The 25,135-nt window shown below is 50.8% G+C and carries 21 protein-coding genes; 14 read left to right on the top strand and 7 right to left on the bottom strand.

Annotated features, from left to right (window positions below; translation table 11 throughout):
- Positions 1 to 22: 22 nt before the first annotated feature.
- The 3 genes from SPM24T3_RS03840 to SPM24T3_RS03830 are packed head-to-tail and all read right to left on the bottom strand — an operon-like array spanning position 23 to position 3,575.
- Entirely contained in the window at positions 23 to 1,426 is a 1,404-nt protein-coding gene (locus SPM24T3_RS03840; protein ID WP_009635387.1) for a cytochrome c, read from the bottom strand.
- Positions 1,423 to 3,027 carry a GMC family oxidoreductase gene (locus SPM24T3_RS03835; RefSeq protein ID WP_009635386.1) on the bottom strand — a complete coding sequence of 535 codons (1,605 nt, stop codon included), beginning with the start codon at positions 3,025 to 3,027 and terminating at the stop codon, positions 1,423 to 1,425. Before SPM24T3_RS03835 ends, SPM24T3_RS03840 begins: the two co-directional genes overlap by 4 nt.
- Positions 3,028 to 3,038: 11 nt before the next feature.
- Positions 3,039 to 3,575 carry a sugar dehydrogenase complex small subunit gene (locus SPM24T3_RS03830; protein WP_009635385.1) on the bottom strand — a complete coding sequence of 179 codons (537 nt, stop codon included), beginning with the start codon at positions 3,573 to 3,575 and terminating at the stop codon, positions 3,039 to 3,041.
- Between the two features lie 374 nt (positions 3,576 to 3,949).
- On the opposite strand from SPM24T3_RS03830, the gene SPM24T3_RS03825 reads away from it, so the two are divergent.
- Entirely contained in the window at positions 3,950 to 4,861 is a 912-nt protein-coding gene (locus tag SPM24T3_RS03825) for an SDR family oxidoreductase (protein WP_009635384.1), read from the top strand.
- Between the two features lie 190 nt (positions 4,862 to 5,051).
- Here SPM24T3_RS03825 and SPM24T3_RS25390 read toward each other — a convergent pair whose 3' ends face one another.
- Positions 5,052 to 5,273, bottom strand: a complete 222-nt coding sequence (locus SPM24T3_RS25390; protein WP_157135236.1) for a hypothetical protein — start codon at positions 5,271 to 5,273, stop codon at positions 5,052 to 5,054.
- 297 nt (positions 5,274 to 5,570) lie between these two features.
- Here SPM24T3_RS25390 and efeU point away from each other — a divergent pair, with 297 nt between their 5' ends.
- The 3 genes from efeU to efeB are packed head-to-tail and all read left to right on the top strand — an operon-like array spanning position 5,571 to position 9,697.
- Entirely contained in the window at positions 5,571 to 7,187 is a 1,617-nt protein-coding gene (gene efeU, locus SPM24T3_RS03820) for an iron uptake transporter permease EfeU (RefSeq protein ID WP_009635382.1), read from the top strand.
- A gap of 11 nt (positions 7,188 to 7,198) precedes the next feature.
- Entirely contained in the window at positions 7,199 to 8,425 is a 1,227-nt protein-coding gene (gene efeO, locus SPM24T3_RS03815) for an iron uptake system protein EfeO (RefSeq protein ID WP_009635381.1), read from the top strand.
- Between the two features lie 3 nt (positions 8,426 to 8,428).
- Positions 8,429 to 9,697 carry an iron uptake transporter deferrochelatase/peroxidase subunit gene (efeB, locus tag SPM24T3_RS03810; protein WP_009635379.1) on the top strand — a complete coding sequence of 423 codons (1,269 nt, stop codon included), beginning with the start codon at positions 8,429 to 8,431 and terminating at the stop codon, positions 9,695 to 9,697.
- Between the two features lie 99 nt (positions 9,698 to 9,796).
- Here efeB and SPM24T3_RS03805 read toward each other — a convergent pair whose 3' ends face one another.
- Positions 9,797 to 11,011: a M20 aminoacylase family protein gene (locus SPM24T3_RS03805; RefSeq protein ID WP_009635378.1), complete on the bottom strand. Its 1,215-nt coding sequence runs from the start codon at positions 11,009 to 11,011 to the stop codon at positions 9,797 to 9,799.
- Between the two features lie 667 nt (positions 11,012 to 11,678).
- Here SPM24T3_RS03805 and SPM24T3_RS03800 point away from each other — a divergent pair.
- The 7 genes from SPM24T3_RS03800 (at position 11,679) to SPM24T3_RS03770 (ending at position 19,159) form a co-directional block, all read left to right on the top strand.
- Entirely contained in the window at positions 11,679 to 12,845 is a 1,167-nt protein-coding gene (locus tag SPM24T3_RS03800) for an iron-containing alcohol dehydrogenase (RefSeq protein WP_009635377.1), read from the top strand.
- Positions 12,842 to 13,726, top strand: coding sequence for a dihydrodipicolinate synthase family protein (locus tag SPM24T3_RS03795; protein ID WP_009635376.1), 885 nt, complete (start codon positions 12,842 to 12,844; stop codon positions 13,724 to 13,726). The genes SPM24T3_RS03800 and SPM24T3_RS03795 overlap by 4 nt, the downstream gene beginning before the upstream one ends.
- Positions 13,727 to 13,771: 45 nt before the next feature.
- The gene (locus SPM24T3_RS03790; RefSeq protein ID WP_009635375.1) at positions 13,772 to 14,722 is read left to right on the top strand and encodes a phosphoglycerate dehydrogenase; all 951 of its coding nucleotides are present in this window, start codon (positions 13,772 to 13,774) and stop codon (positions 14,720 to 14,722) included.
- Between the two features lie 97 nt (positions 14,723 to 14,819).
- On the top strand, positions 14,820 to 16,139 hold the full coding sequence (locus tag SPM24T3_RS03785) for an MFS transporter (RefSeq protein ID WP_009635374.1): 1,320 nt from the start codon (positions 14,820 to 14,822) through the stop codon (positions 16,137 to 16,139).
- Positions 16,140 to 16,236: 97 nt separating this feature from the next.
- Complete coding sequence (locus SPM24T3_RS03780) at positions 16,237 to 17,544, top strand: MFS transporter (RefSeq protein ID WP_009635373.1); 1,308 nt, start codon at positions 16,237 to 16,239, stop codon at positions 17,542 to 17,544.
- A 12-nt stretch (positions 17,545 to 17,556) separates the two neighbouring features.
- The gene (locus SPM24T3_RS03775) at positions 17,557 to 18,603 is read left to right on the top strand and encodes a cyclase family protein (protein ID WP_009635372.1); all 1,047 of its coding nucleotides are present in this window, start codon (positions 17,557 to 17,559) and stop codon (positions 18,601 to 18,603) included.
- Between the two features lie 106 nt (positions 18,604 to 18,709).
- Entirely contained in the window at positions 18,710 to 19,159 is a 450-nt protein-coding gene (locus SPM24T3_RS03770) for a DUF4385 domain-containing protein (RefSeq protein WP_009635371.1), read from the top strand.
- Between the two features lie 79 nt (positions 19,160 to 19,238).
- Here the strand turns inward: SPM24T3_RS03770 and SPM24T3_RS03765 are convergent, their stop codons facing one another.
- Together SPM24T3_RS03765 and SPM24T3_RS03760 are read right to left on the bottom strand one after the other, a co-directional pair.
- Positions 19,239 to 19,697 carry a YbaK/EbsC family protein gene (locus SPM24T3_RS03765; RefSeq protein ID WP_009635370.1) on the bottom strand — a complete coding sequence of 153 codons (459 nt, stop codon included), beginning with the start codon at positions 19,695 to 19,697 and terminating at the stop codon, positions 19,239 to 19,241.
- A 279-nt stretch (positions 19,698 to 19,976) separates the two neighbouring features.
- Positions 19,977 to 21,404: a coniferyl aldehyde dehydrogenase gene (locus SPM24T3_RS03760; protein ID WP_009635369.1), complete on the bottom strand. Its 1,428-nt coding sequence runs from the start codon at positions 21,402 to 21,404 to the stop codon at positions 19,977 to 19,979.
- A gap of 284 nt (positions 21,405 to 21,688) precedes the next feature.
- On the opposite strand from SPM24T3_RS03760, the gene SPM24T3_RS03755 reads away from it, so the two are divergent.
- The 3 genes from SPM24T3_RS03755 to SPM24T3_RS03745 all read left to right on the top strand — a co-directional run bounded on the left by SPM24T3_RS03755 (position 21,689) and on the right by SPM24T3_RS03745 (position 25,078).
- Positions 21,689 to 22,315 carry a TetR/AcrR family transcriptional regulator gene (locus SPM24T3_RS03755; RefSeq protein ID WP_237712972.1) on the top strand — a complete coding sequence of 209 codons (627 nt, stop codon included), beginning with the start codon at positions 21,689 to 21,691 and terminating at the stop codon, positions 22,313 to 22,315.
- A 164-nt stretch (positions 22,316 to 22,479) separates the two neighbouring features.
- Complete coding sequence (locus SPM24T3_RS03750) at positions 22,480 to 24,255, top strand: glycerol-3-phosphate dehydrogenase/oxidase (RefSeq protein WP_009635367.1); 1,776 nt, start codon at positions 22,480 to 22,482, stop codon at positions 24,253 to 24,255.
- Positions 24,239 to 25,078, top strand: a complete 840-nt coding sequence (locus SPM24T3_RS03745; RefSeq protein WP_009635366.1) for a class I fructose-bisphosphate aldolase — start codon at positions 24,239 to 24,241, stop codon at positions 25,076 to 25,078. The genes SPM24T3_RS03750 and SPM24T3_RS03745 overlap by 17 nt, the downstream gene beginning before the upstream one ends.
- The last annotated feature ends 57 nt before the right edge of the window (positions 25,079 to 25,135 follow it).

Below are 25,135 nucleotides of genomic sequence, written 5' to 3'. Positions count from 1 at the left end.
GTTGCGCGGGAGAGCCATTATTTTAGGCTTTCTTCTTGCGTCTGAAGAACACAATCAGCGCGATGATAATCAGTACCCCAATCAAGCCTGCCAGAATCAACAGGTATCCTGGAATAACCGTTACATTGTTTTCGCGCAGACTTTTGACTGACGGGGCATCTACCGCGGTGCCGCCGTGTCCAAACTGGGTGCGAACGTAGTTGGTCAGGGTCGCAATCTGCGCATCGTTGAGATTATCCCCAAAGCCAGGCATCACAATATGCTCACCGGCACCGTTCACACGATCGACGCCGTGCAGGATAATCTGCACCAGATTATTCGGCTTGTCAGAACCCACTACACTGTTCTGCGACAGTGAAGGATAAAACTTGTTATCGCCAATCCCCTGCCCGTTAGTGCCGTGACAGCTAGCACAGTTTCCGTTGAATAATACCGCACCCGAAGGGTTGGCATCGTCAATCGGCATACCGCGCACGTCTTGTGTAATATCGCTCTGAGCATTCTGACCTGCGCTGGAACGGTCTTTTGACGACGTTTGCTGCGCAGGCACACTTTTAATATAGGTGGCCAGCGCGCTGAGGTCTTCAGGCGTGAGGAAACGCAGGCTGTGAGATATGACATCTGCCATCCCGCCGCCGGTAGTAGCTTTGCCCGGCAGTGAACCGCTGCGCAAGTACTGCATCAGATCATCGTGACTCCAGGTGCCAATCCCCGAGGTTTTATCAGACGAAATATTAAACGCCTCCCAACCGTCAACCATGGCTCCGGCATAAGCTTTATCGCTCAAGCCCATTGCCAGATTACGCGGCGTATGGCACTCCTCGCAGTGTCCCAGCGCGGTGGCAACATACTTACCCCGGTTCCATTCAGCACTCTGCTTTGGATCCTCTTCAAACGGCTTGAAGTGGAAGTTGATCAGATTCCAGCCCTTGAGCGCCAGACGCTGGTTATAAGGGAAGCCTAACTCGTTAGCGGGCGGATTATGATTCACCCCCTGAATCGACATGAAATACGCATACATCGCATGGATGTCTGCATCGGTCAGTTTCGAGTAAGAAGTATAAGGCATCGCCGGATACAGGTTTTGCCCGTCAGCTCTGATGCCGTGCTTGAGCGCATCGCTGAACTGTTGCTCGGTCCAGTTGCCGATACCGGTCGTTTTATCCGGTGTGATGTTCGAGGAGTAGATCACCCCGAACGGCGTTTTAAATGCCAGCCCACCAGCAAACGTCGTGCCGCCCTCAGAGGTATGGCACACCTCGCAGTCAGCTGCCTTGGTGAGATATTCCCCCTGCTTGACCAGACTCAGAGTTTGGCTGCCCGACGCTGGCGTTTGAGCATAACTGGCGGCGCTGAATAATAAACCGGCAAGCGACAGCATTTTGAAAGAGGTTTTCAGTGATGTTTTCATTAAGAGGCGCATCATAGGTGTTTGCACTCCTCGATCAGTTTATCAGCCAGTCTCATTGCCAACGCAGAGAGTGTCAGTGTGCAGTTCACCGTACCGGCGCTAGCCATCACACCACTCGAGGCCACAAACAGGTTTTGATGGTCGTGAGTTCGCAGGTCAGCATCGACCACCGAATCATTGGCGTCATTACCCATGATTAACGTGCCCATAATGTGATTGTTATTGAAATACTTATCATCGTGACGCACGTCGGTACCGCCAAACAGTCCGGCAATATGGTCAAAATGCTGGTGCGCCACGTCGCGCGCCTTGTTGATGTAATCATTAATGTGGTAATGCACGCCCGGTTTCGGAATACCCAGCGCGTCTTTCTGATCCTCAACCGCAACGATACGATTATCGCGATCCGGTAGAATATCGAAGAAGGTATTTACCGCCACCCAGCGTGAAGCGTAATCACGCACCATGGCAGGCAGTTCTTTGCCGGATATTCCCTTGCTCAACAGATAATTGCTAACCGCAAGCGTTGGGGAATAGTTGCCGAGGTTAATTTTCATCGCCGAATATTCAGAGCGGAAAGCCCCATCGCGCAGGTTGTTAATACAGCTCAGGCGCATCGGACCACGCCCCGGCCACATAGGTTCTTTGCTCAGGAAATATACCGAGGTGCCGGGATGGTCCATCAGGTGACGGCCGACGTTATCGGTGGTGTTACCAATCCCGTTAGGATATTTATCACTTTTGGAAATCAACATCAGTTTCGGCGTTTCTATTGCGTTGGCCGCCAACACGAAGATTTTACCCGTCACGCGGAAACTGTCGCCATTGGGGTCTTTATAAAGAACCGAGGTGATATTGCCTTTCTCGTCATGCTCAATCTTGTAAACCACCGCGTTCGGCAGCAAAACCGATCCGGCATGCTCCGCTTTACGCAGCGCAGTTTCGCCAGTGTACTGGGCTTCAATTGGGCAAATGGGCATACAGTTGCTGTTGCCACAGCACGCAGGGCGACCGTCGAACGGCAGTGTATTGCGCGCCGCTGGCTCAGTGATCAAGTGGTAACCATTTTGGTCGACGACTTTCTTGAACGCCTTGTCAAAGTCAGACAACGGCAGAGGCGGCTGCGGATAAGGCTTGCTGCGCGGCGAACCGGTATCTTCAGGCCCGCCAACGCCCATCTCGACTTCGGATTCATAGTAGTAAGGTTCAAGGTCGTCATAACTGATAGGCCAGTCGCGCCCCACACCGTAAAGCGATTTCAATTTCATGTCATTTGGCAGCAAACGCCACGCCTGCGCCGACCAGTGCCAGGTTGTGCCACCTGCCACGCGCAGATAACCGGCTTTGTAAGGCTCCGGCCCATACTGAATGAAATAACCGTTATCACCCGGAGAATATTGCGGGTGTGGCGCATGCGCAGACGGCGGATAAGGTGACTGGAAATCGGTTTTAAAAGGCGAATTGCGATAATTTTCTACTATTTTCCAGCGCTCGATACGCGGTCCAGCTTCCAGCATTAAAGTATCAATCCCAGCTTTTTGCAGCTTTTGAGCAATCTGCGAGCCAGCGATGCCTGAACCGACGATAACAACCGTGGCAGAATGAGAGGTTTTCATTTTTTATTCTCTTACGCGTTCTTAAAGACAGGAGGATGGGCCCAGTAGTGCGGTTCCCCGTGAGCATAGGTAGGTAAAACAATGACATCGGCGATAGGCTTGTACATCAGCGCAAATTCATACGCCACTACCCTGGCCTCTTTGCCTGTCCCTACGATCCCTAACTGCCAGGCACGCAAGATATCGCTGAAAAGGGCCTGCTGGTTTTTATCCACGCTTTGAAGCTTGCCCTGCATCTCGGCGGAGCTCATGTCAGCATTTAGCAAGGATTGAAGGCTGTTTAGCTGATCGCCCAATGAAGCATTGCGCTGCTGCATCAGCGTAAAGATGCGTTGTCCCAGCGCGCTATCAAGCGTGGAATAACCGCAAATTGTTTCTGAAACCTTTAAGAAGGTGGAAAAGGCCGCGTTAGCCGCAGTTGCTGAATCAATCGCCCAAACTGTGTGCCCCGGAATAAAACTGCACACCGCGCCAAGTGCCGAGGTGGTCGCTAAAAGTTTAATGAATTTTCTTCTTTCGAAGGGAAAAGTATGATCGACTTTGCTCATAAGTTGCCACCTGTATTAGAAGGCGCTAATAAACGATTATTTGTAACTAAAAACCACACTATTGTTGTTTATTAGTTATAGATTATGTGTGTGTGTTTTTCAAAACCTCTAATTTTTAACGAAAAGCTTACATTAGCAATTCCAATTTATTCGCATAAATCAGGGCTAAAAAAAGCAATGTAATTAACGTTAATCGGGTATGAATTTTGTTTATATGCCAAAGATTTAAGCGTAATTATCGACAACAGCAACTAATGAGTTTTGTTAATGCTTAAGGCGTAGATCCTGTTAGCCGCTATACCAGCATAAAGTCACTACTTTTAGGTTGTAGCCATCGGGATAACATAGCCTTTACACAACTCAGGAGGTTTCTCATGCGCGTATTTCTTACTGGTGCGACCGGCTTTATCGGCTCTCATATCGTTTCCGAACTACTGGCCGCCGGACATCAGGTCATTGGCATGACGCGTTCGGATGCGGGTGCAAAATCACTGGCCGCAGCTGGCGTTGAAGTTCATCGCGGCACGCTGGAAGATCTCGACAGTATTATTGCCGGTGCGCAAAAAGCGGATGCAGTGATTCACACGGCGTTCAATCATGATTTTTCGAATTTTGTCGCGAATTGTGAAACAGATCGGCGGGTAATTTCGGCAATGGGCAGTGTACTGAAAGGCTCGGATCGTCCGTTGATTATTACTTCAGGGACGGGAATGGGCGATGCCGAAGACGGCAAACCGGCTAGCGAAGCGGTGTTCAATCATCGGCATCCCAATCCTCGTATCGCCTCGGAACTCGAGGGGCAAGTCCTCCTTGAGGCCGGTATCGACGTTCGCGTAGTACGCCTGCCACAGGTACACAATACTTTTAAACAAGGGCTAGTCTCGCCGTACATTGAGATGTCGCGTGAAAAAGGGGCGGCGGCGTATGTCAATGAAGGGGCTAACTGTTGGCCAGCGGCACACGTTCTGGATGTTGCTAAACTCTATGCCCAGGTTCTCGATAAAGGCAGCAAAGGGGAACGTTATCACGCCGTTGACGAACAAGGGGTTGCTGCCAGAGATATTGCCGAAGCAGTTGCTACCGGGCTTGGCATCCCGGCAGTTTCAATTTTGCCGCAAAACGCACAGCAGCATTTTGGCTGGTTCGCCATGTTTGCCGCGTTGGATTTACAGGCTACCGGCAGCTGGACTCAGCAGCGTCTGGGCTGGAAACCCACCGGCGTCGGGCTTATCGAGGATTTGCAAAACATGAATTATTCATCCGCCGATCAATCAAAACATGTTTAGCAACTCTCTCAGTTGCAGAAAATATTTACCCTAACCTAAACAGCCCAACCCCCAGTCTGGCCGCCATCATTGCAGCCAGACTGGAACATAACCTGTGTCTTGGCAATGATTTGCGCATGCATGGCGTTCAAAACGACTTCTGGCACTGTTGGACGAACGTTATTTCAGAATCCTGTGAATTCGACCTTGCTTAAATTCTCCTTCTTGATCCAACCACAACGGCTCCGTCATAAAAACATGTTCCTCCCACGCCATAAGAAGAGATGATAAAGCCCGTCACCTCCCTCTGGATGTCGATATCCTTCTCTTCTACTTCATATTTTTTAATAAAATCACGATTCTTTTGGCGTTTTTGATTTTTAAAAAAAGGCACTTTATTTTCATCCGTCGCTAAATTTCCAGCACCACTCACTGATTAAATATATTAATTTAACGGCTAACTAATATTTTGATTACTTATTTAACCTTTTAATCACAACCTTAAGAAAGCATTAAGGTGAAGGCGCATTGGATGGAAATATCATTACCCTTTGTTTTATAATGAATTATTATTTTCATGCCAATTTCAATGAAATAATTAGATACACCAAGAAATCATTTATTATACTTTAACTTATTTGTTACCATCTTAATCTTCCATGCAACGAATGATAGTGATATTAATAATAATTATCATTCTATGAGTCATTCATTGATTCGGAGTTGCCCTGTGTTAGCAACCTTTGTTATCGCACTACGCGAAGGTCTTGAGGCCGCGCTTATTGTCGGCATTATTGCGGCTTTTTTACGTAAAAATGGAAAAAGTCTTTCTGCAATGTGGATAGGTGTCTTCCTGGCAGTCCTGCTTTCCGTGGTTGTCGGCGTAGGCCTGAGCATGACTGAACGCGCATTGCCACAGGCTAGCCAGGAATCAATGGAAGCGGTGATTGGTCTGGTCGCGGTATTCTTTGTCACCGGCATGGTGATGTGGATGAATACCCACGCTAAAAATATTAAAAAAAGTCTGGAACAAGAAGCCGCTGAAGCAATAAGCCAGTCCAGCGCCTTTGCTCTGGCCAGCATGGCTTTTCTGGCGGTGCTTAAAGAAGGCTTTGAAACTAGCGTTTTCCTGCTCGCGACCTTCTCGGTTGCGCAATCTGCTATCTGGGCAGCAGTAGGAGCCATCATCGGATTGGTGATGGCGGTGTTTATTGGCTGGGGACTTTACGCTGGCGGTATCCGCATTAATCTCGGTCGTTTTTTCCGCTTTACTGGCCTATTCCTGATTTTAGTGGCAGCCGGACTGATTATTTCAGCTTTGCGCAGCGCCCACGAAGCAGGCTGGCTCAATGTCGGTCAAGACAAGTTTACCAACCTGATGTGGCTGGTGCCGCCGGGTACGGTACAGTCTGCGCTCATCTCTGGCGTGCTGGGCATCCCTGCCGACCCGCGTCAAATTGAAGTCATGGGTTGGGTGCTGTATATCGTTCTGGTTGCGCTGATGGTGTTTTGGCCAGCTCGCCTGCGCCCGGCCCCGAAAGTTGCCGCCCGCGCCATTTTAGCCGGAGCAGCTGCTCTGGCGCTTTCCGCCGCTTCTCTATACGCCTTTTACCCGAATAATGAACCTGATCTTCCGGCTTCCGCTCCGCTGGTCAGCAACGGTGTTGCCGCCGGACAAGCCAGTCTGGTCAACGGTGATGGCGCAGGCTACCAGCTCAATATCCAGTCTGCCGATGGCAAAACCGCCGTTGCCCAGCTGCCTAATTCCGAGAAAAAAACCTATCGCGATCGTGGTGTTGCTGTTGATCAGTGGACTTCACAACGCGCCTACACTCCTGAAGGTGTTCCGGCGGTTTTGACACTGGATCAAGTGGTTGCGCTTTACGGTAACCGCATTCCCATCGGCCTGAACCCAGGCCTGCATCCGGGTCCTTACAATGCTAAATGGACCGTCAACTGCACGGTCAACGTTAGCGTCGCTCAGGGCGCTTTACTTTCAGCAACCGGTCAGGCCGAAACTCTGATTACCCTTTCCGGCAGCGGGCTTTCATCGCCGCGCACCATCAGTGCTCACGGTCAAACACAGGATACCGCGTGCCGCTGGCAGGTTACCGATGCCTATCAGCAAGACGTGATGAGCCAACTGCAGAATCAGCGCCAGACCTTTGAGACCTACCGCTTCTGGGCTCGTCTACTGCCCGCATTTCTCGCACTTCTGGCCGCAACTTGCCTGATGATTGCCTTAAGGCGTTTTTTCCAGCTCCGTCAGCGAGAAAAACATCAATTCCAAAAAGAAGGCTTAAAGCTTTCTTCCAAACACAGCACGACTTTACCTGATAACAAATAAAGGACAGATTCATGTTAAAGAAGACTTTTAAAAGAAAAGAAGCTCTGGCAACTGCAGGATGTCTGACCGCCCTGCTAATGTTTTCTGTTGATGCCAACGCACAGGATGCGGCTCAGGCACCGGTAAAAAATGGCGTTTCTCAGGTAAACATCACCATGACCAGCGCTGATGGCGGTTCATGCGTGGTTGACCACACTTCTGCCAAAGCGGGTCCGATTACATTTAACATCGTGAACAAGACCGCCACTTCCCTCACCGAACTTGAACTGCTGAGCGACAACCGCATTCTGGGTGAGAAAGAAAATCTGGCTCCGGGTCTGCCCGCTTCAAAATTCACCCTGACGCTGGACGGCGGTTCTTATCAGCTGTACTGCCCGGGAGCGACCAAGGAAATGGTTGCCTTTACCGTCACCGGTAAAAGTGCCGCACAGCCAACCGGCAGCACCGGTAGCCTGCTTGCCGATGGCACTAAAGGCTATGCCACTTATGTTAACGGCGTCGTTGATGCGATGGTAGTTGCCGTAAACCGCCTGAAGAGCGACATCGATGCCGGCAATCTGGAAAAAGCCAAAGAAGATTATCCGAAAGCGCGTCCTTTCTACGAGCGTATCGAGTCTGACGTTAGTGGCTTCCTGCTGCCTGGTTTCAAGGCCACCGACAACGCCGGTAACCTCGACTACCTGATTGACATGCGCGCCTCTAACCTTGACCCTAAAGTCGGCTGGCATGGCTTCCACGCTATCGAACGCGATCTGTATCAGAATGGCAAGATCACTCCAGAAACCAAAAAACTGGCGGCTGAACTGCAACAGAACGTGGCGCATCTGGATAAACTCGCCAAACAGTTAACCTACAAGCCAGAAGACTTGGCCAACGGCGCTGCAGACTTGCTGGAAGAAGTACAAGGCACCAAAATTAGCGGTGAAGAAGAAGCTTACAGCCACATCGATCTGGTAGACTTCGCGGGCAACGTTGAAGGTGCGCAACAGTCGTTTGCTTACCTGAAACCGGGTCTTGAGAAGATCGACCCTGATTTGACCAAACGCGTATCCGACCAGTTCGATGCCGTTAACAAACTGCTGGATACCTATCGCGAGCCGAAGAATCCAGGCGGTTTCAAATATTACACAGCTGAAATTAAAGCCGCAGACGGCGCCAAGCTGAGCCGCAGCGTGCAGGCTTTGCAAGAACCGCTGTCTAAAATTGCGGAGAAAGTGGCGACCAGCGGAGGTGCCTGATCAATGAAAGGTAATAAAAATCCGGCCAGGGAGGCCGGAGTATTTTCACGTCGAAATTTATTAAAAGGAGCGGTGGCCAGTGCGCTGGCTATCCCGATGGCCGGATCCGCCCATACCAAAGAAGTGGCGAATAACGACCCGGAAGATATGGTCGATTTATCCAAAGATCATGCGTTTTATGGTAACGGCCCGCAGGCCGGAGTCGCGACACCGCCACAGCGCTATATCATGTACATGACCTTTGATCTGACCACCAGCAATCCTCGTGATTTGCAGGTATTACTTGCGCGCTGGTCGTCTGCTATTGCGCAATTAATGAAAGGTGAAACCATCGGCCAGGTTGAACCGGCTCGTGACAGCGGCGTGGGGATGGACACCGGCGAGGCGATGGATTTAGGCCCTGCCTCCTTGACTGTTACTGTAGGACTTGGCCCGCGCGTGTTTGGCGATACTTATGGTTTAGCTAAATTCAAACCGGCCCTGATGCGCGAATTGATAGCGCTTCCAAGCGACAACCTGCAGGCCAATTTGTCCGGCGGCGACCTGTCATTGCAGGCCTGCGCCGATGATCCGCAGGTGGCCTATCACGCTATCCGCAATCTGGCACGCATCGCCAAATCGACCGGGGCGGCTGAAACTCGCTGGTCCGTGCTCGGTTTTGGCCGTGCTTCGGCAGGCAAAGGGCAATCAACCCCGCGTAACCTGTTTGGCTTTAAAGACGGCACGCGCAACCTGACCGAAAAGGCAGATTTCGACAAATTCGTCTGGATCAAAGATGGCGGTCCAGCCTGGCAGCAACAGGGCAGTTATCAGGTAGTGCGTAAAATTGAAATGCGCATGGAAAACTGGGATACCGACCGGGTCAGCGATCAAAATAATATTTTTGGCCGCCACAAGGTTTCGGGTGCCCCGCTTAGCGGAACCAAAGAGTTTGATACGCCAGATTTCACCAAAAAAGATGAAGCTGGGAATCTGGTTATTCCGGCCACCGCGCACATCAGCCTGGCTTCGCATGAAAACAATAAAGGGATACGAATCCTCCGACGTTCGTATAATTATACTGACGGCCTGAGCAATCTCGGAATGCTGAGTGCCGGATTACTGTTTATCAGCTATCAGAAAGACCCGGCGCAGTTTGAAACGCTGCAAACTCAATTGGGGGCCGCTGACGCGTTAAACGAATATATCTCGCATATCGGCTCTGGGATATTCTTTATTCCCCCTGCCCCACAGGAAGGCTCTTACATCGGTGCCCAGATGTTCGAATCCTGATATTAATGCCCTGATAATAATGATCAGGGCATTTTTTTCTGCTGTCTCTGACTAACATAAATATTTTTACAGCGACGCCGTCAGTTAACCGATTGGCGATTAACCCGCCGCGACGGCTAATCGTTTCTCAATCAGTCGAGCAAACAGCGTTGCGCCAACCGGCAAAATATTGTCATCGATGGTGAACCCCGGATTGTGTACCGGCTTCTCACCGCCGTGCCCCAAAGTAAAGAAGGCACCCGGCGCGTGCTTTAGCATATCGGCAAAGTCTTCACTGCCCATAGTAGGGTTAGATACCGTTGAAACACGTGACTCGCCCAGCACTTCCCGACCCAATTCGGCAATAAAATCAGTCGCTTTTTCATCATTGGATAACACCGAGAATACGTCGCGGATATCAACTTCAACCGTCAGGTTATGTGCCGCAGCAGTATAAGATGCGATGTCTCGGATCCTTTGGCGAATGGTTTCACGAACGCTGTCTGAAAATGCGCGCACGGTTCCGGCAATAACTGCGGTTTCAGGAATAACGTTGTAGGCCGATCCCGCTTCCAGACGGGTTATAGAAAGAACCGCCGGATCAGATGGGGAAATATTACGGCTAACAATCGTCTGTAACGCCTGAATAAGCGCACCAACCGCCGGAATGGGATCGAATGAGGCGTCTGGATGAGCCGCATGAGCTCCTTTGCCTTTTAATCGAATATCAAAGAAGTCTGCTCCCGCCATTGAAACGCCGGCAGAAACCTTTAATAGATTTGGCTTCGAGTAAGCGGCAGGAGCATTATGCAGTCCGTAAATTTCATCCACTGGGTAATCACGAAACAGCCCATCGGCTATCATTGCTCTTGCTCCACCCAGCCCCTCTTCCGCTGGCTGAAAAATAAACTGTACCGTGCCAGCAAATTCACGGGTCTCAGCCAGATACCGCGCCGCGCCCAGCAAAATAGTCGTATGTGCATCATGGCCACAGCCGTGAAATTTTCCCGGATAAACAGAAGCATAAGGCAGACCGGTGTCTTCCTGCATCGGCAGTGCATCCATATCGGCGCGCAAACCAATAGTCTTGCGATTTCCCGGATGCTTCCCCTTAAGCAGGCCAATAACGCCCGTGACGCCGTAGCCGCGAATCACCTCGATTCCCCACGATGTCAGCTTTTCGGCGACAATTGCCGACGTGCGTTTCTCTTCAAAACCAATTTCAGGGTGCTGATGAATATCGTGACGGGTTGCAACAAGTTCTGGTACATAACTGGCAATCAGAGGAATAATGCGAGGCTCAACCTGCTCAATCACTTCTTCGATATACGGCATGCTTGCTCCAGCTAATGAGGTTAGAAATTACGAAACTTATTCAGTAATTTTATTAATAGCATTTGGAAGCAGAGAATACCATTTGTAACTAATGCAAAATTACTCTGATTGATAGGTGATTTTTTTATTAACTAAACACGACATCTAACCAGAAAAATTAAAACTTTAATAAATAATCAATTCCACCCCATCGATAAATGTCCAATAACAATTCCCTCACGTAATAATTACCCGTAGCAAGAGCCGTTTATTAGACAATGAAAATGACATTAAACAAGTTTGGGAATATTTAATCTGGGTCAATGCAATAATCGCCTGTAAGACACATTGGCTACCGTGATTTTACAGTGACTAATTGGTCAGCCTGTACATTGCTTCGCTGCGCGTTGATAAACGAGCATGTTTCGTATTGCCTCTCATAACCTGCGAACGTCAGTGCTTTACTGCCCCGCGCATTTCCGGTGGGGATAATTGAGTAAAGAGCTGCACGGTTCACCTTGCCAGAAATGATTATAATCAATCATAATTGATTATATGTGAGCAAGATCAAATTAATCGACATCGATTTAATCTATAAATTTATGCGTCCGCTTTAACGAAGGCGGCATTTTCAGGTGATGAAATTCAATCAATCTTTGATGTACCGATGAATACAGAAGGTAGGGGAATGAACATAAATAGCAGCCTGTTAAGCGGTTATCAGACACTTAACGACATTGGTTATCTGCTCTGCGGCAAGCGGAATGTCCTGTTAGTCACAGACAAGAATATTGTGGGCATACCCGCTGTTCAGGCATTAATCCGCCAGATCGCGAGCAAAGTCGCTTTGCTGCAAATCGTGGATAACGTTCCACCGGAACCGACTCATCATGACGTTGCATCAACGTTGGCCTCTGTACAAACTCAGGACATTGACCTGGTGGTCGGCGTTGGTGGCGGCAGTGTATTAGATGTTGCCAAGTTGCTGTCGGTACTCTGCAAACAGGGGGCGCTGTCTCTGGATGCGCTGCTGGCAGGCGAAAAGCCACTCCATCGCACTGCGTCACTGCTAATTCCCACCACCGCAGGCACCGGGTCTGAAGCCACGCCGAATGCCATTCTGGCCATCCCTGAGAAGCAAACGAAGATTGGCATTATTTCTCCGGTGATGATCCCTGATTACGTCATCCTGGCACCCGAATTGACCACCAGCATGCCCGCCCACATAGCATCATCGACAGGCATTGATGCTTTATGTCACCTGATTGAGTGTTTTACCGCGACGATTGCCAATCCGGTGAGTGACAACTATGCGCTGATTGGCTTGAAAAAACTGTTTGCCAGCCTCGAAACGACGCTTAATGAGCCTGAAAATCTGGCGGCGCGACTCGATATGCTGTGGGCCTCTTACTATGGCGGAGCCGCCATTGCCCATTCCGGCACCCATTTGGTGCATGCGATGTCATATCCGCTCGGTGGCAAATATCACATTCCTCACGGTGTAGCGAACGCCATCCTGCTGGCTCCTTGCATGGCTTTTGTTCGCCCTGCCGCGGTGACTAAGTTCGCTCAGGCCTATGACCTGCTTCCTGATGCCAATCGGCAACTTGATGAACAACAGAAGTCTCTGGCGCTGGTTGAGTATTTCTCCGCGCTGGTTAAACGTCTAAAACTGCCCGCAAGCCTCGAGGAACTGGGAATTGGTTCTGACCACCTACCGAGTCTGGTGAATGCCGCACTCGACGTTCAACGGCTAATGAAAAATGTACCGATGCCGGTTAGCGCAGAAGATGTTCGTAACGTTTATCTGACATTGTTTCCAAAAGAAAATATTACTCGGGGAATTGCAAAATGAGCCAAGAAATTAAAGGCGTTTTAACCGCCATTGTCACTACTTTTGATAAGCAGGGTGACTATTCAGAGCGCGCCATGCGCACGCAAATTCGTCGTCAACTGGCAGCAGGAAATGGCATTTTTTGTGGCGGCACCAATGGCGAGTTTTTCGTGCTCAATGAACGAGAAAAGCTGGCCGTGACCCAAACCTGTGTTGACGAAGTGGCCGGTAAAGCGCCAGTCGTCGCCCACATAGGTGAGATTTCCACCCGTGAAACGCTGCGTCTGGGCAAGCAAATTGCCAAATTGGGCGTGGATGCGGTTTCGGTGATTACCCCCTATTTTGTGCCGCTGAAACAGGAAGAACTGATTTGGCATTATCAGACGATTGCCGATGGTCTTGATGTTCCGCTGTTTCTTTATAACATCCCGGCACGAACCGGTAACACGTTACAGCCAGAAACCGTGCGCACACTCGCATCGCATCCAAACATTATCGGCATTAAAGACAGCGCCGGCAGCTACGAAAGCCTGGGCGGATTTCTCAAGGCGGCAGAAGGCATCAGCAACTTTAACGTGCTAAATGGCCCTGACTCCCTGATTCATCAAGGCTTTGTCGATGGCTGCTCAGCCTGTATTTCCGGTTTGGCCAACGTTGCCCCCAATGAAATCAATGCGATTTGGGCAAAATTTAGCGACGGAGATATCACCGGTTCTCGTTTGGCACAGGAAAATGTCACCGGCCTGAGAACCGAACTTTACAGCGTCGGATTTTCGCCAGCCACGGTTAAAAAAGCGCTGGTGCTGATGGGGCACGACGTGGGTGAAAGCCGCTATGCGGTGCAATTCAGCGAGCTTGAAGAACAACAAATTCGCCAAATTGTTAACCAATACACGCAGTAATCGGCGAGCGGCAGGCTTTTTTATGATGATATCAGGATATTTATTATGAAAGTTATTTGTACCTCCCCCTCTTTCGCCAAATACGATGCACAGCCGATCGCCACGCTGCGTGAACAAGGCTTTGAATTAGTTATGCTTGCCGCCGATGCATCGCTCGACCAGCTGGAGCCGCACCTCGCCGAAACGGTGGCAATTATTGTTGCCTTTACCGAGGTTAACGAGGCACTGCTAGACCTCGCTCCTCAGTTGAAAATTGTCTGCAAACACGGCGTTGGGGTAGACAATATCGACCTAAAGGCAACTCAGGCTCGTGAGATTTATGTGACCAATGTGCCTGATGCCAACAAGCATGCGGTAGCCGACTTTGCTTTTTCACTGATCCTGGCGGGAGCACGCCAGCTGCCACAGGCCGTGGCTGAAACCCGTGCGGGATCATGGCCACGTATTTTTGCCACCGATGTTTATGGAAAAACGCTGGGCATTATTGGCTTGGGTAACATTGGCAAACAGGTCGCGCTGCGTGCCAAGGGCTTCAACATGCGCGTTCTGGCTTTCGACTTTTATCCCGATGCGAAATTTGCCGCCGAAAACAATGTGCAGTTTGTCAGCCTGGATCAACTCACCGAGCAAAGCGATTTCATCACCTTGCACACGCCGCTCACCGACGAAACCCGTAATCTGTTTGATACCGCGAGATTGAAACAGATGAAAAAGTCCGCCTTTTTAATCAACGTTTCGCGCGGTGGCGTGGTCAACGAATCTGACCTTTACGACGCCCTTTCAGACAATGTTATCGCAGGTGCAGCTGCCGATGTTTTCGAGCAGGAACCGCTGGCGAAACATCCTCTGTTCACTTTAGGCAATTTCATCCCTACTTCACACATCGCTGGCTATACCGATGGCGCTATCAGTGCCATTGGCGAACGTTGCGTACAGCAGATTATTCAGTGTGTGAAGCAAAAACAGCGTCCACAAAACGTGATGAACAGTTTGTAAATTTTCACCCACAGGCAAGCCCTACCTTGCCTGTCACTCGAAAGCTGAAAGCTCTGCTATTCAGCTCAAAATAACACTCTGTGCCGGGCTGCAAATCATGAATAAAGTGACAAGTCGTACCCGTATTCGCTGGTGGATCGCAAGCCTGATGTGGTTTGCGATCGCCATTAATTATATTGATCGCACCGTCCTTTCTGCGGCGGCCCCTCACCTCATTTCCGAGCTCAAGCTGACGCCCGAAATGATGGGCTTCATCATGGCGGCATTTTTCTGGTCTTACTCGCTGTTACAAATCCCGGCAGGTTGGTTTGCCGACCGATTCGGGCAGAAAAAAGGTCTGGGCCTGGCCGTGGCCTGGTGGTCAATAGCCACCTCATTGATGGGCGTGGCAACCGGGTTTACCTCCTTGTTGCTTATGCGTCTGGCATTGGGCATCGGCGAAGCAGCTGCCTATCCCAGCAACGCCGGCATTACTGCACGCTGGTTTCCTGACCGCGAGCGTGCCACCGTTTCCGGCCTGTTTGACAGCGCATCAAAATTTGGCGGCGCAGTCGCTATGCCGCTGATTGTTTGGATGATTTATATGTTTGACTGGCGTCTGACGTTTGTCATTGTCGGCGCTCTTGGCGTGCTGTGGGTCATCGCCTGGTATCTCATTTATGCCGACAATCCAGAGGATCATAAAAAAATCAGTGCGCAGGAAGTCAGCCTTATTCGTGACGGGCAGCTACTCAGGCACGGCGATAAAAACGTGTTGCCGATGAAATGGTACAAGCTGCTGCGGTACCGCAATATCTGGGCCATGTGCCTGGGCTTTTTCACCATTAACTACACCTCCTATTTCTTCATCACCTGGCTGCCTACCTATCTGGTGAAGGAAAAAGGCATGGGTTTCCTGCAAATGGGCATGGTCACCGCGCTTCCGCTTATCTGCGGCATGGTGATTGAAGTCATTGCGGGATGGGCATCGGATCGCATGGTGCACAAAAAAGTGCTCTCTCTCACCGCCACCCGCAAGCTTTTCCTGACCATTGGCTTGCTCATGGCCTTGTGCATCGGATTTGCGCCCTTTACCGAGTCGGTAACGATGACAGTACTGCTGCTTTGTATCGCCAAATCGGGTACCACCGTTGCCGCCTCTCAGGTATGGGCATTACCGGGCGACGTGTCGCCAAAAAACAGCGTTTCGATCGTGGCGGGGCTGCAAAACACCGTATCCAATCTTGGCGGTGCCATTGGCCCAATAGTGACAGGCGCCATCGTAGCCGCGACAGGATCTTTCAATATGGCACTGGTGCTCTCGGCGGCACTGGTGGTCCTTGGCATCATTAACTATCTGTTCCTGATGGGTAAAGTCGAGCCAATAGTCGAACCACCGCTTCGTCTGACACACCATGCGTCAGCGCATCGAGTCTGAAGTTTTGTCCTGAAAATCAACAAAGCTGCCCTGTTAAGCCTGGGCAGTAAAAATCATATGACCCTACAACAAAATAATAAAACCATTGGAGGCAGTGATGTTTATCAACTCTTCAGACCATGCTGTGATGGCCAAAACTGACGAAAAAACCGCCAGGGGCAAAATGCGTTATGCGATTCTGACCGTGCTTTCAGTGGGCATCGCGATCAATTATATTGACCGCGCCGCCATGAGCGTAGCCATACCGTTTATGTCCAGCGATTTACATTTATCCAGCACTGACAGCGGTTTACTGCTCTCGGCCTTCTTCTGGAGTTATGTGTTGTTTCAACTGCCCGGCGGCTGGCTGGTTGATAAATTTGGTCCAAGGGTGACCCTCGCGGTTAGCAGCCTGGCCTGGGGCCTGGCCACCGCGCTATGTGGTCTGTCGAACAGCGTATCGGCATTTGTGGGTTTTCGACTGCTGCTCGGCGCGGTAGAGGCTCCAAGTTATCCGGCAAGTTCATCAACAGTTACCCGCTGGTTCCCACGCCAGGAGCGCAGTTTCGCGGCCGCAACTTTCAATAACGGCAGCAAGATTGGCGGGACATTGGCAATTCCGATCATCTCATTTTTGATTGCTGCCTTTGGTTGGCGCATGACATTTGCGATTTCAGGATGTATTGCCATTGTCTGGGCAATCGGTTGGTACTTGTGGTATCGCGATCCACGCCATCATAAAACCGTTTCTGCTGCCGAAGTGGCATTTATTGAAGCCAATCAGGATGCCGAAACCGGCGCGCCAATGAGTATTCGCACCCTGCTTCGCCAGCGAACCATACAAGCGATGATGTTTGGTTTCTTCTGTGTCAATTTCGTCTCCTACTTCTTCTTTACCTGGTTCCCGACTTATCTGGTAGAAACTTTCCATCTTTCGCTGTTGAAATTTGGCCTGCTGGGTATGTTGCCAGGCATTGCCGCGATTATCGGTGGCTGGTTTGGCGGACTGTTATCGGATCACCTGGTCCGCCGCGGCGTTTCACTCACCGTTGCCCGTAAAATACCGCTGGTGTTTGGCATGTTGGGTAGTGCGGTTATTGGCCTTGCTGCCTTCTCGCCAACGGTAACTCTGGCACTGTCCGCTCTGTGTTTTGCCAACTTTGCCGCCACCTGTGCTTCCGCAGCGCTGTGGGCTTTGCCGTCGGATGTGGCACCTAACCGCGCCAACGTCGCCACTATTGGCGGCATCCAAAATATGGCTGCCAATATGGCCGGAATTATCTCGCCAATTCTGATTGGCGTGCTGATGCAGTTCACTCACTCATTTGTTATTCCGCTGGTGCTGGCAGGGGTTGTCGGACTGTTGGGCGCTATCGCCTATGGCTGGTGGTTACCCGAAGTGAAACCTATGCAACAACCTGCTTAACTGGAGAATGACATGCAACAAAATCGATGGAAGCAACGCCCCGCTCATTCCACCTGGGGCGATTTTGGGCCTGACGATCAGCTTGGTCGCCTGAATCTACTCACCGCAGACAAAGTGCGACAGGGCGTCGCCGAGGTTAAAACGGGTAAAACGTTTTGCCTGAGTTTGCCGCTGGATTTGCCGGGAGGAACCGCGATGAACCCGCGTCGCCCTCCTCCCAGGCTATCAGCCACACGTCGGGGTGAGCATCCCAACATGACTTACCCTTTGTCGCGGGACAATGACAAATTAAGCGACATCATTTGCGACGACACGGTGACGCTGGCGCTGCAATATTCAACCCAATGGGACAGCCTGGCTCATATGGGACAGTGGTTTGACATCGAGGGTAACGGGCAGCCCGAGATGGTGTTCTATAACGGCTATCGCGCCGGGATAGATATCGTGGGCGAAACGGATTTTCGCTCGGGATGTGGCTGCTCGCAAGGCAGTCACCTAGGTGCCAAAGCTCTCGGCATTGAAAATATGGCTAGCCACGGGATCCAGGGGCGCGCAGTGATGGTTGATATCAAAAAACACTTTGGCATTGAACGTTTTGCCTTTGGTTTTAAACAGTTACAACAGATCATTGCCGAAGATAATCTCGATATTCGCCCCGGTGATTTGCTGTGCTTTCGCACCGGCATGGATGAAGCAATTTATCAAATGGCAGGAACACCCGATATGCAATACCTTGGCGATTACTTCGCCGGCCTCGACGGCAGCGATCCGGCTTTACGCCAATGGGTCAAAGATAGCGGGGTCGTCGCACTGATTGCCGATAATCCGGCAGTGGAAATTCTGCCTGCTCGCCCGATGAATGAGGATTTTTACCCTTCCCACCCTCTGCATGATTTGTGTTTATTCCGTCTTGGAGTCTATCTGGGAGAGCTTTGGCACTTAAGTGCATTGGCAGACTGGCTGAGCGAGCATCGCCGCTCGGCTTTTCTTCTGACTGCACCGCCGTTAAGGCTGCCCGGCGCTGTAGGTTCGCCCGCCACGCCGATTGCCACGGTTTAAAAAACGGCAAGAGCAGTAGCAGAAGCGCCAAAGGGGGTTTTTCTCGACTAAACTAAAGAGTTACCGACCAATAATGGAAGATGCAGCAAAGGATTAGGGAAGTCCAATGAACAAATTTAATTATCAGCAGGATTTTGCAAACATTGATTTTCGCCAGCAGCCAGAGCTTTATCAGGTGGGACGCGGTGAGCAAGGCGTGCTGATGGTTGAACCTTATAAGTCGGAAATTCTGCCGCACTGGCGCTTTAAAACTCCCGCTATCGCCGAGAAATCAGCCAAATCAATCATTGAGTTATTCGAGAATTATCGAAAACAAGATGATTTCGTCGGCATGGATATGGCACGAAAGTTTATTCAGATGGGGTATACCCGAGCCCGCCGTTACGCCAACTATCCCGGTGGGCGAAAATATGCAGAAGATCGCAGCATAAACACCAGAAATATCGACCAGGAAAAAGCCGCCTCTGCCGCCATCTTTAAAGAATATTGGGATCGCCTGCGTACCGATGCTGACTATCTTAAACGTAAAAAAAATCATCAGTTGAAGTATGGCTAATCAACGATGATTTTTTTGTATCGCTTCTCAAACCTATCAACGGCAAAAAACATACTTGATTAGGGTATCCCGCAGCGGCTCAGCTGGTAACGTCAATCCAGGTCGCATTAGTGATGCTCGCCAACCTGGCCGGGGCAATCCGCACGCCGGAATTTACACTTCCTGCAGCGGGAAGCACTTCTTCATAGCTATTAAGACTTTGATCGCAGTAAATTTTTATTGCATCCGCGGCGGCAAAGGGGCAAACCCCACCCGGCGGATAACCCGTTAAAGCCTCTACATCTTCAGAAGGCAACATCCGCGCTTTTACGCCAAAAAGCTGCTTGTACTTTTTGTTGTCGATGCGCGCCGTACCGGCCATCACCAGCAGCACTACCTCATCGTTAACGCGAAATGACAGCGTTTTTGCTATCTGGCCGCTTTCAACCTCAAAAGCTTCTGCTGCCTGCGCCACTGTAGCTGTAGTTTTTTCCAAAACCTGAACTTTAGCCTCAGGAGCATGTTTCGCAAGGAACTGCTGCACACGTTCAACACTCATGATCGCTCCTTATTCTGACTATTAATCAATGATAATAATGCCAATATTCAAGGCAGCAGCATACTTTGCGGAGTGAGATGGCAGGTAAACAAAAAGTGGGATTCATTGCCCTCAACAAAATCACGCTAAAATTTATTATTTAAATTGTTATAAAATTGCATAAACGATAATAGCAAAAAAATAATACATTTATTAACGATGATCGAATAAATCTACGATTATTCTCATTTGACGAGCCTGCATAATACAGGCTCGTCAGATCGACTTTTTACCTTCGAATTAATTAGCCAAAAATTGTTCAAGCTGCTCAAGCTTTTCAACATAAGGCGCACGCAGTGTCAGGCTCGATTCCCCAGCCAGACTTTGCTCAACCACCGCTTTGGCATGGCTAAAACGCAAGAAACCGTGAATACCGTGGTATGCGCCCATACCAGATGGGCCAACGCCGCCAAACGGCAGATTCTCAATTGAGGCGTGAGTCATAATATCGTTAATGACCAGAACGCCCGAGGTCGTCATCTCGGCCATTTTACGCTGATTCGCCAGGTTATCCCCGAAATAATACGCTGCCAGCGGGCGCGGATGGCCATTAATATAAGCCACGGCTTCTGACTCATGCTGATAGCTTTTCAATGGTAATACTGGACCAAACACCTCTTCCTGCATTACCCGCATATCATCGGTTGCATTGAGGACCAGGACGGTCGCCATTTTACGGGTCGCGGCGTCATAAGCAGCTTCGCCTTGCGGTGCCAGCGATATCACCGTTGCGCCCTTGCTTTCAGCGTCTTCAAGCAGCGCAATCTGGCGCTGGAAGTGTGCATCACAGACCAGTGAGGTGTAATCCGCATTGCCCAACAGAGTGGGGAACGCCTGCTGCATAAATTCACGAGCATGGCCAACAAACTCATCCTGCGCGCCTTCAGGCAGCAGAACATAGTCTGGAGACATGCAAATCTGACCGGCGTTAAAAGTTTTAACAGTTAACGTGCGCTCCACTGCGGTACGCAGGTTAGCATCAGGTGCCACCAGCACGGGGGATTTACCGCCTAATTCCAACGTTACCGGTACTAGATTTTCAGCCGCGGCACGCATTACATGGCGACCCACTGCCGTGCTTCCAGTGAAAATAAGGTGATCAAATTTTTGTGCGCTGAAGGCTGCGCCCATGTCAGCCTCGCCTAATACCGTGGTCAGTTCTAACGGGTCAAAGTACTGGCTTACCAGTTTGGCAAGCAGTGCCGAGGTGCGTGGCGTTAATTCAGAAGGTTTGAACATCGCGCGGTTACCGGCGGCAAATACCCCGGCTAAAGGCGAGAATGCCAGATTCAGCGGGAAGTTCCACGGCACGATAATGCCGACCAAACCTAACGGTTGAAACTCGAGTCTCGCCTGCATACCTGGCATCGGCTCACTGTTTACCTGGCTCTGCATCCACTGCGCCACGTTTTCTCGGGCGTATTGCAGTGACTTGATGGACATGCCGATATCCGCAGCCAAAGATTGGTAACGACTGCGGTTGCCGTAGTCGGCACAAATTGCATCGGCCAGATCCTGATGATTTTCCTTAAGTAATTGCTCGGCACGTTGCAGGCGATCGATTCGTAATTCAAGGCTCGCAGGGCCTTGTTCGATATGGGCCTTTTTCATGGCAGCAACCCTGTCTGGAAGTTGGCTGATGCTGATGCTTTGGTATTGATTATGCATAATATTCTCTTTTATATCCGCGGTCGAAGATAGCGGCTTTACAGGATCATTTTAAAAACGATTAGATATCTTGAACGAGGTGGGTTATTGGTTTTTAAGACTGATTTATCTCAGTCAAATCTAAGACACGAAATCGATATCAAAACCAATAACAGACCAGTCGTCTATAAACCAGTTAAAGTCTCTGCTTATCGATTTATGAAGTCAATGCTTTTCTAAACAATCATGTTGACTCTTGGAAAAGGCTTCGGGAAACAACGGACGAAAACTAGACGACTGGTCTAGTGAGTGATATTATTCCCGCCATGAAACATGCCTATGATGATACTCGACAACATATCCTTGATACCGGCTATCGAATGATGGCGGTCAAGGGCTTTACTAGCGTAGGGCTTAACGAACTGCTGCAAACGGCTGGCGTGCCCAAGGGGTCGTTTTATCACTATTTTAAGTCCAAGGAACAATACGGCCAGGCGTTGCTGGAGGATTATTTCCGCACCTATCTTGCCGCGATGGACAGCCGCTTTTCGGCCCCCGGAGTCAATGGCCGCGATCGCCTGATGGGCTATTGGCAGCACTGGCAAGACCGCTATTCCTATGACTGCTCGTCTCTAAATTGTGACGCGCTTGAGTGCCTGGTGGTTAAGCTCAGCGCCGAGGTTGCAGACCTCTCAGAATCAATGCGCCTCACCCTGCGCGAGGGTACTAACAGAGTTATTGACCTGTTGAGTGCCTGTGTTGAGCAAGGCCAGCAAGACGGTTCCTTGCCAGCCAATGATCCCCGTCAAACAGCGTCCGCACTTTACCAACTGTGGCTCGGCGGCAGCCTGCTCAACAAATTGCATCGTGATGGCAAACCTCTTGCGCAAACGATGACAGCCACCAAAGCAATTCTGGGCATCCAGGCTTAAGCAAGCCTGGCTCTTTTACACCCAATCACCGACGCCGATCACAGTATCACCACTGTTCATCGCCTATTTTTTGCCGCCTTCCCGTTTATCCCCTATACCTCATATTAAAAACCCCTTCATTTTTTTAAAATTATTTTTATTGCCCTTAATCGGAGCCTTTACTGATGGAACACGATAACGCGTTACCGCCGTTCAGCTCTCCACGCTCTGTTAAAATTAGCAAAATGCAGCATCTCGATGCTACGCCGGTGGTGATTGTCGGCGGTGGCATTAATGGTATCAGCACCTTTCGTGAGCTGGCTTTACAGGGCATTCCTGTGATTATGGTCGAGCAAGGCGACTGGTGTCAGGCCGCGAGCGGCGCGCTTTCACGGATGATCCACGGCGGATTGCGCTATCTGGAAACCGGTGAGTTTTCGCTGGTCAAAGAGTCGGTGCAGGAACGTGATCGATTATTGAAAAATGCCCCCCATTACGTCGCCCCGTTGCGCACCACAGTTCCTATCGATAGTTGGAGCGGCGGCCTGCTCAATGCCGGTAAACGCTTTTTGCGCCTAAGCGAACAGCCATCCCGGCGCGGTGCAATCATTATCAAGACCGGGCTGTCGATGTATGACTTATACACTCGTCAATATGGTTCCATGCCCCGCCACAGGCTAAACAATCAGCGAGAAACACAGCAGCGCTGGCCAGATTTTGCCGATTGGGCAACCTGCAGTGCGACCTACTATGACGCCTGGATAAGCGCGCCGGAAAGACTCGGAGTCGAGCTGATACTGGACGCCGAACTCGCTAACCCGCAGGCGCTGGCACTTAATTATATCAAGCTGATTGCCAGCGATGGCGAAAGTCTGACACTCGAAGACACGCTCGGCGGCGAGCGGTTTACCCTTCGCCCGCACGTCGTCGTTAACGCTACTGGCGCGTGGATCGACAGACTTAACAGCACGCTGTTGCAAAACCCGTCGAGTAAAAAACTGATCGGCGGAACCAAAGGTTCACACCTCATTGTTCGGCATCCGCAGCTGTTCAACGCGCTGAACGGCGAGATGGTCTATTACGAAAATCAGGAAGGCCGAGTGTGCATTATGTTCCCGTGGTATGACAACGTGCTGGTCGGCTCCACCGATATCCGTATCGACAATCCTGACGACGTGGTGTGCGAAGCCGACGAGCAGCGCTATATCCTGCAATCGCTGAAATTCGTTTTCCCCGATTTCGAGGTCAGCGGTCGCGATGTGCTTTACACCTTTAGCGGCGTTCGCCCTCTGCCCGCCAGTGACAGCAAAATCAGCGGTAAGATTTCACGCAATCATTCGCTGGTGTTGCTGCCCCCCGAAGCCGGACGCGACTTTACGACCCTGTGTCTGGTTGGCGGAAAATGGACTACATTCCGCAAATTTGGTGAACAGGCGGCAGACAAAGTGATGAACCTGATTGGCGAAAAGCGCAAAATCAGCACCACGGAAATGGCGATTGGCGGCGGCAAGGATTACCCGTCACCAGAGGGAAAAGCGGCCTGGATCCAACTGATTTGCAATGAGTTCGGGCTAACCACTGAGCGCGTCGGCCAGCTACTTTCTCGCTATGGGACCCGCGCAGCGGATATTGCTGCCTCTATCAGCCGCGATCCTGACTGCCCTCTTGAGCATTACCCCGATTACAGCCGCAATGAATTGCGCTATCTGATCCACCGCGAACAGGTGCAGACGCTGGAAGACCTGCTGGTTCGCCGCACGCCGATGGCGATTAGCGGCAAACTCACTCTGGCTCGGGTCGAGGAAATAGCCACCCTGCTCGGCAGTGAGCTAGGCTGGAACGTCGACGATACCGCCCAACATCTGGCCACTACACTTTCACGCCTCGCCAGCCTGCACGGGCTGACCGGGCTTTATCCGCTGCCTGTTTCAAAGGGAGTCAGTCATGTCAGCAACGAATAAAGTCAGACTTAACAGATTGTTTAACAATGGAAAATGCCTTGATGTCGCCATCGATCACGGCATCGCCAACGAGCCGGATTTCCTGATTGGTCTAGAGGATATCAGCAGCGTGATGACCAGCCTGATTGCCGCCCAGCCAGACGCGATTCAGGTCAACTATGGTCAGGCGGATTTATTGCAGCAGCAGGCACAAAGGAAACCGGCGCTGGTGCTGCGTACCGACGTTGGCAATGCTTATAACGCCGCGCGACATCGCGAGATGTGGGCGGTGTTGCACAACCCCGAAGAACCTATCCTCGCAGCACTGCAAATGGATGCCGCCGCCGTGGTCGTCAATCTGTATATGATCCCCGACAAACCCGGCATTTTCCGCCAGTGCGTTGAGAACATTGGCCGGCTGCGCCACGCCTGCGAAAAATATTCCATGCCGCTGATGATTGAACCGCTGGTGATGGCACCGGCCGGTCAAGGCGCAGCTTACGGTTCTTTGGGTGATGTCAGCAAGATAGTGCCGCTGGTGCGTCTGGCCCGCGAGCTGGGCGCCGATATCATCAAGGCCGATCCTACTGACAACGTTGAAGATTTTCACCGCGTAGTCGAAGCCGCACGCTGCCCTACTCTTGTGCGCGGCGGTGGCAAGGGCGAGCTTTCCGCGGTGCTGAATAAAACCGCCGCGCTAATGGCGCAAGGTGCCTCGGGCATGGTGTATGGCCGCAATGTTTACCAGCACAGCAATCCGTCGCAGGTGGTGAAAGCGCTGATGGCAATCATCCATCATGGGGCAAGCGGCGCTGATGCACTGGAGATTTATCAAGGTTATTAATCTTCATTTGTCATACCTGGCGCTTAAGCAGTGCGCCGCAAACTATGATTGCGGGGG

This window comes from Serratia sp. M24T3 (assembly GCF_000257645.1).
Classification (GTDB): Bacteria; Pseudomonadota; Gammaproteobacteria; order Enterobacterales; family Enterobacteriaceae; genus Rouxiella.
The sequence above is the reverse complement of the archived record's forward strand: the minus strand, read 5'-3'. Positions and strand labels throughout refer to the sequence as shown.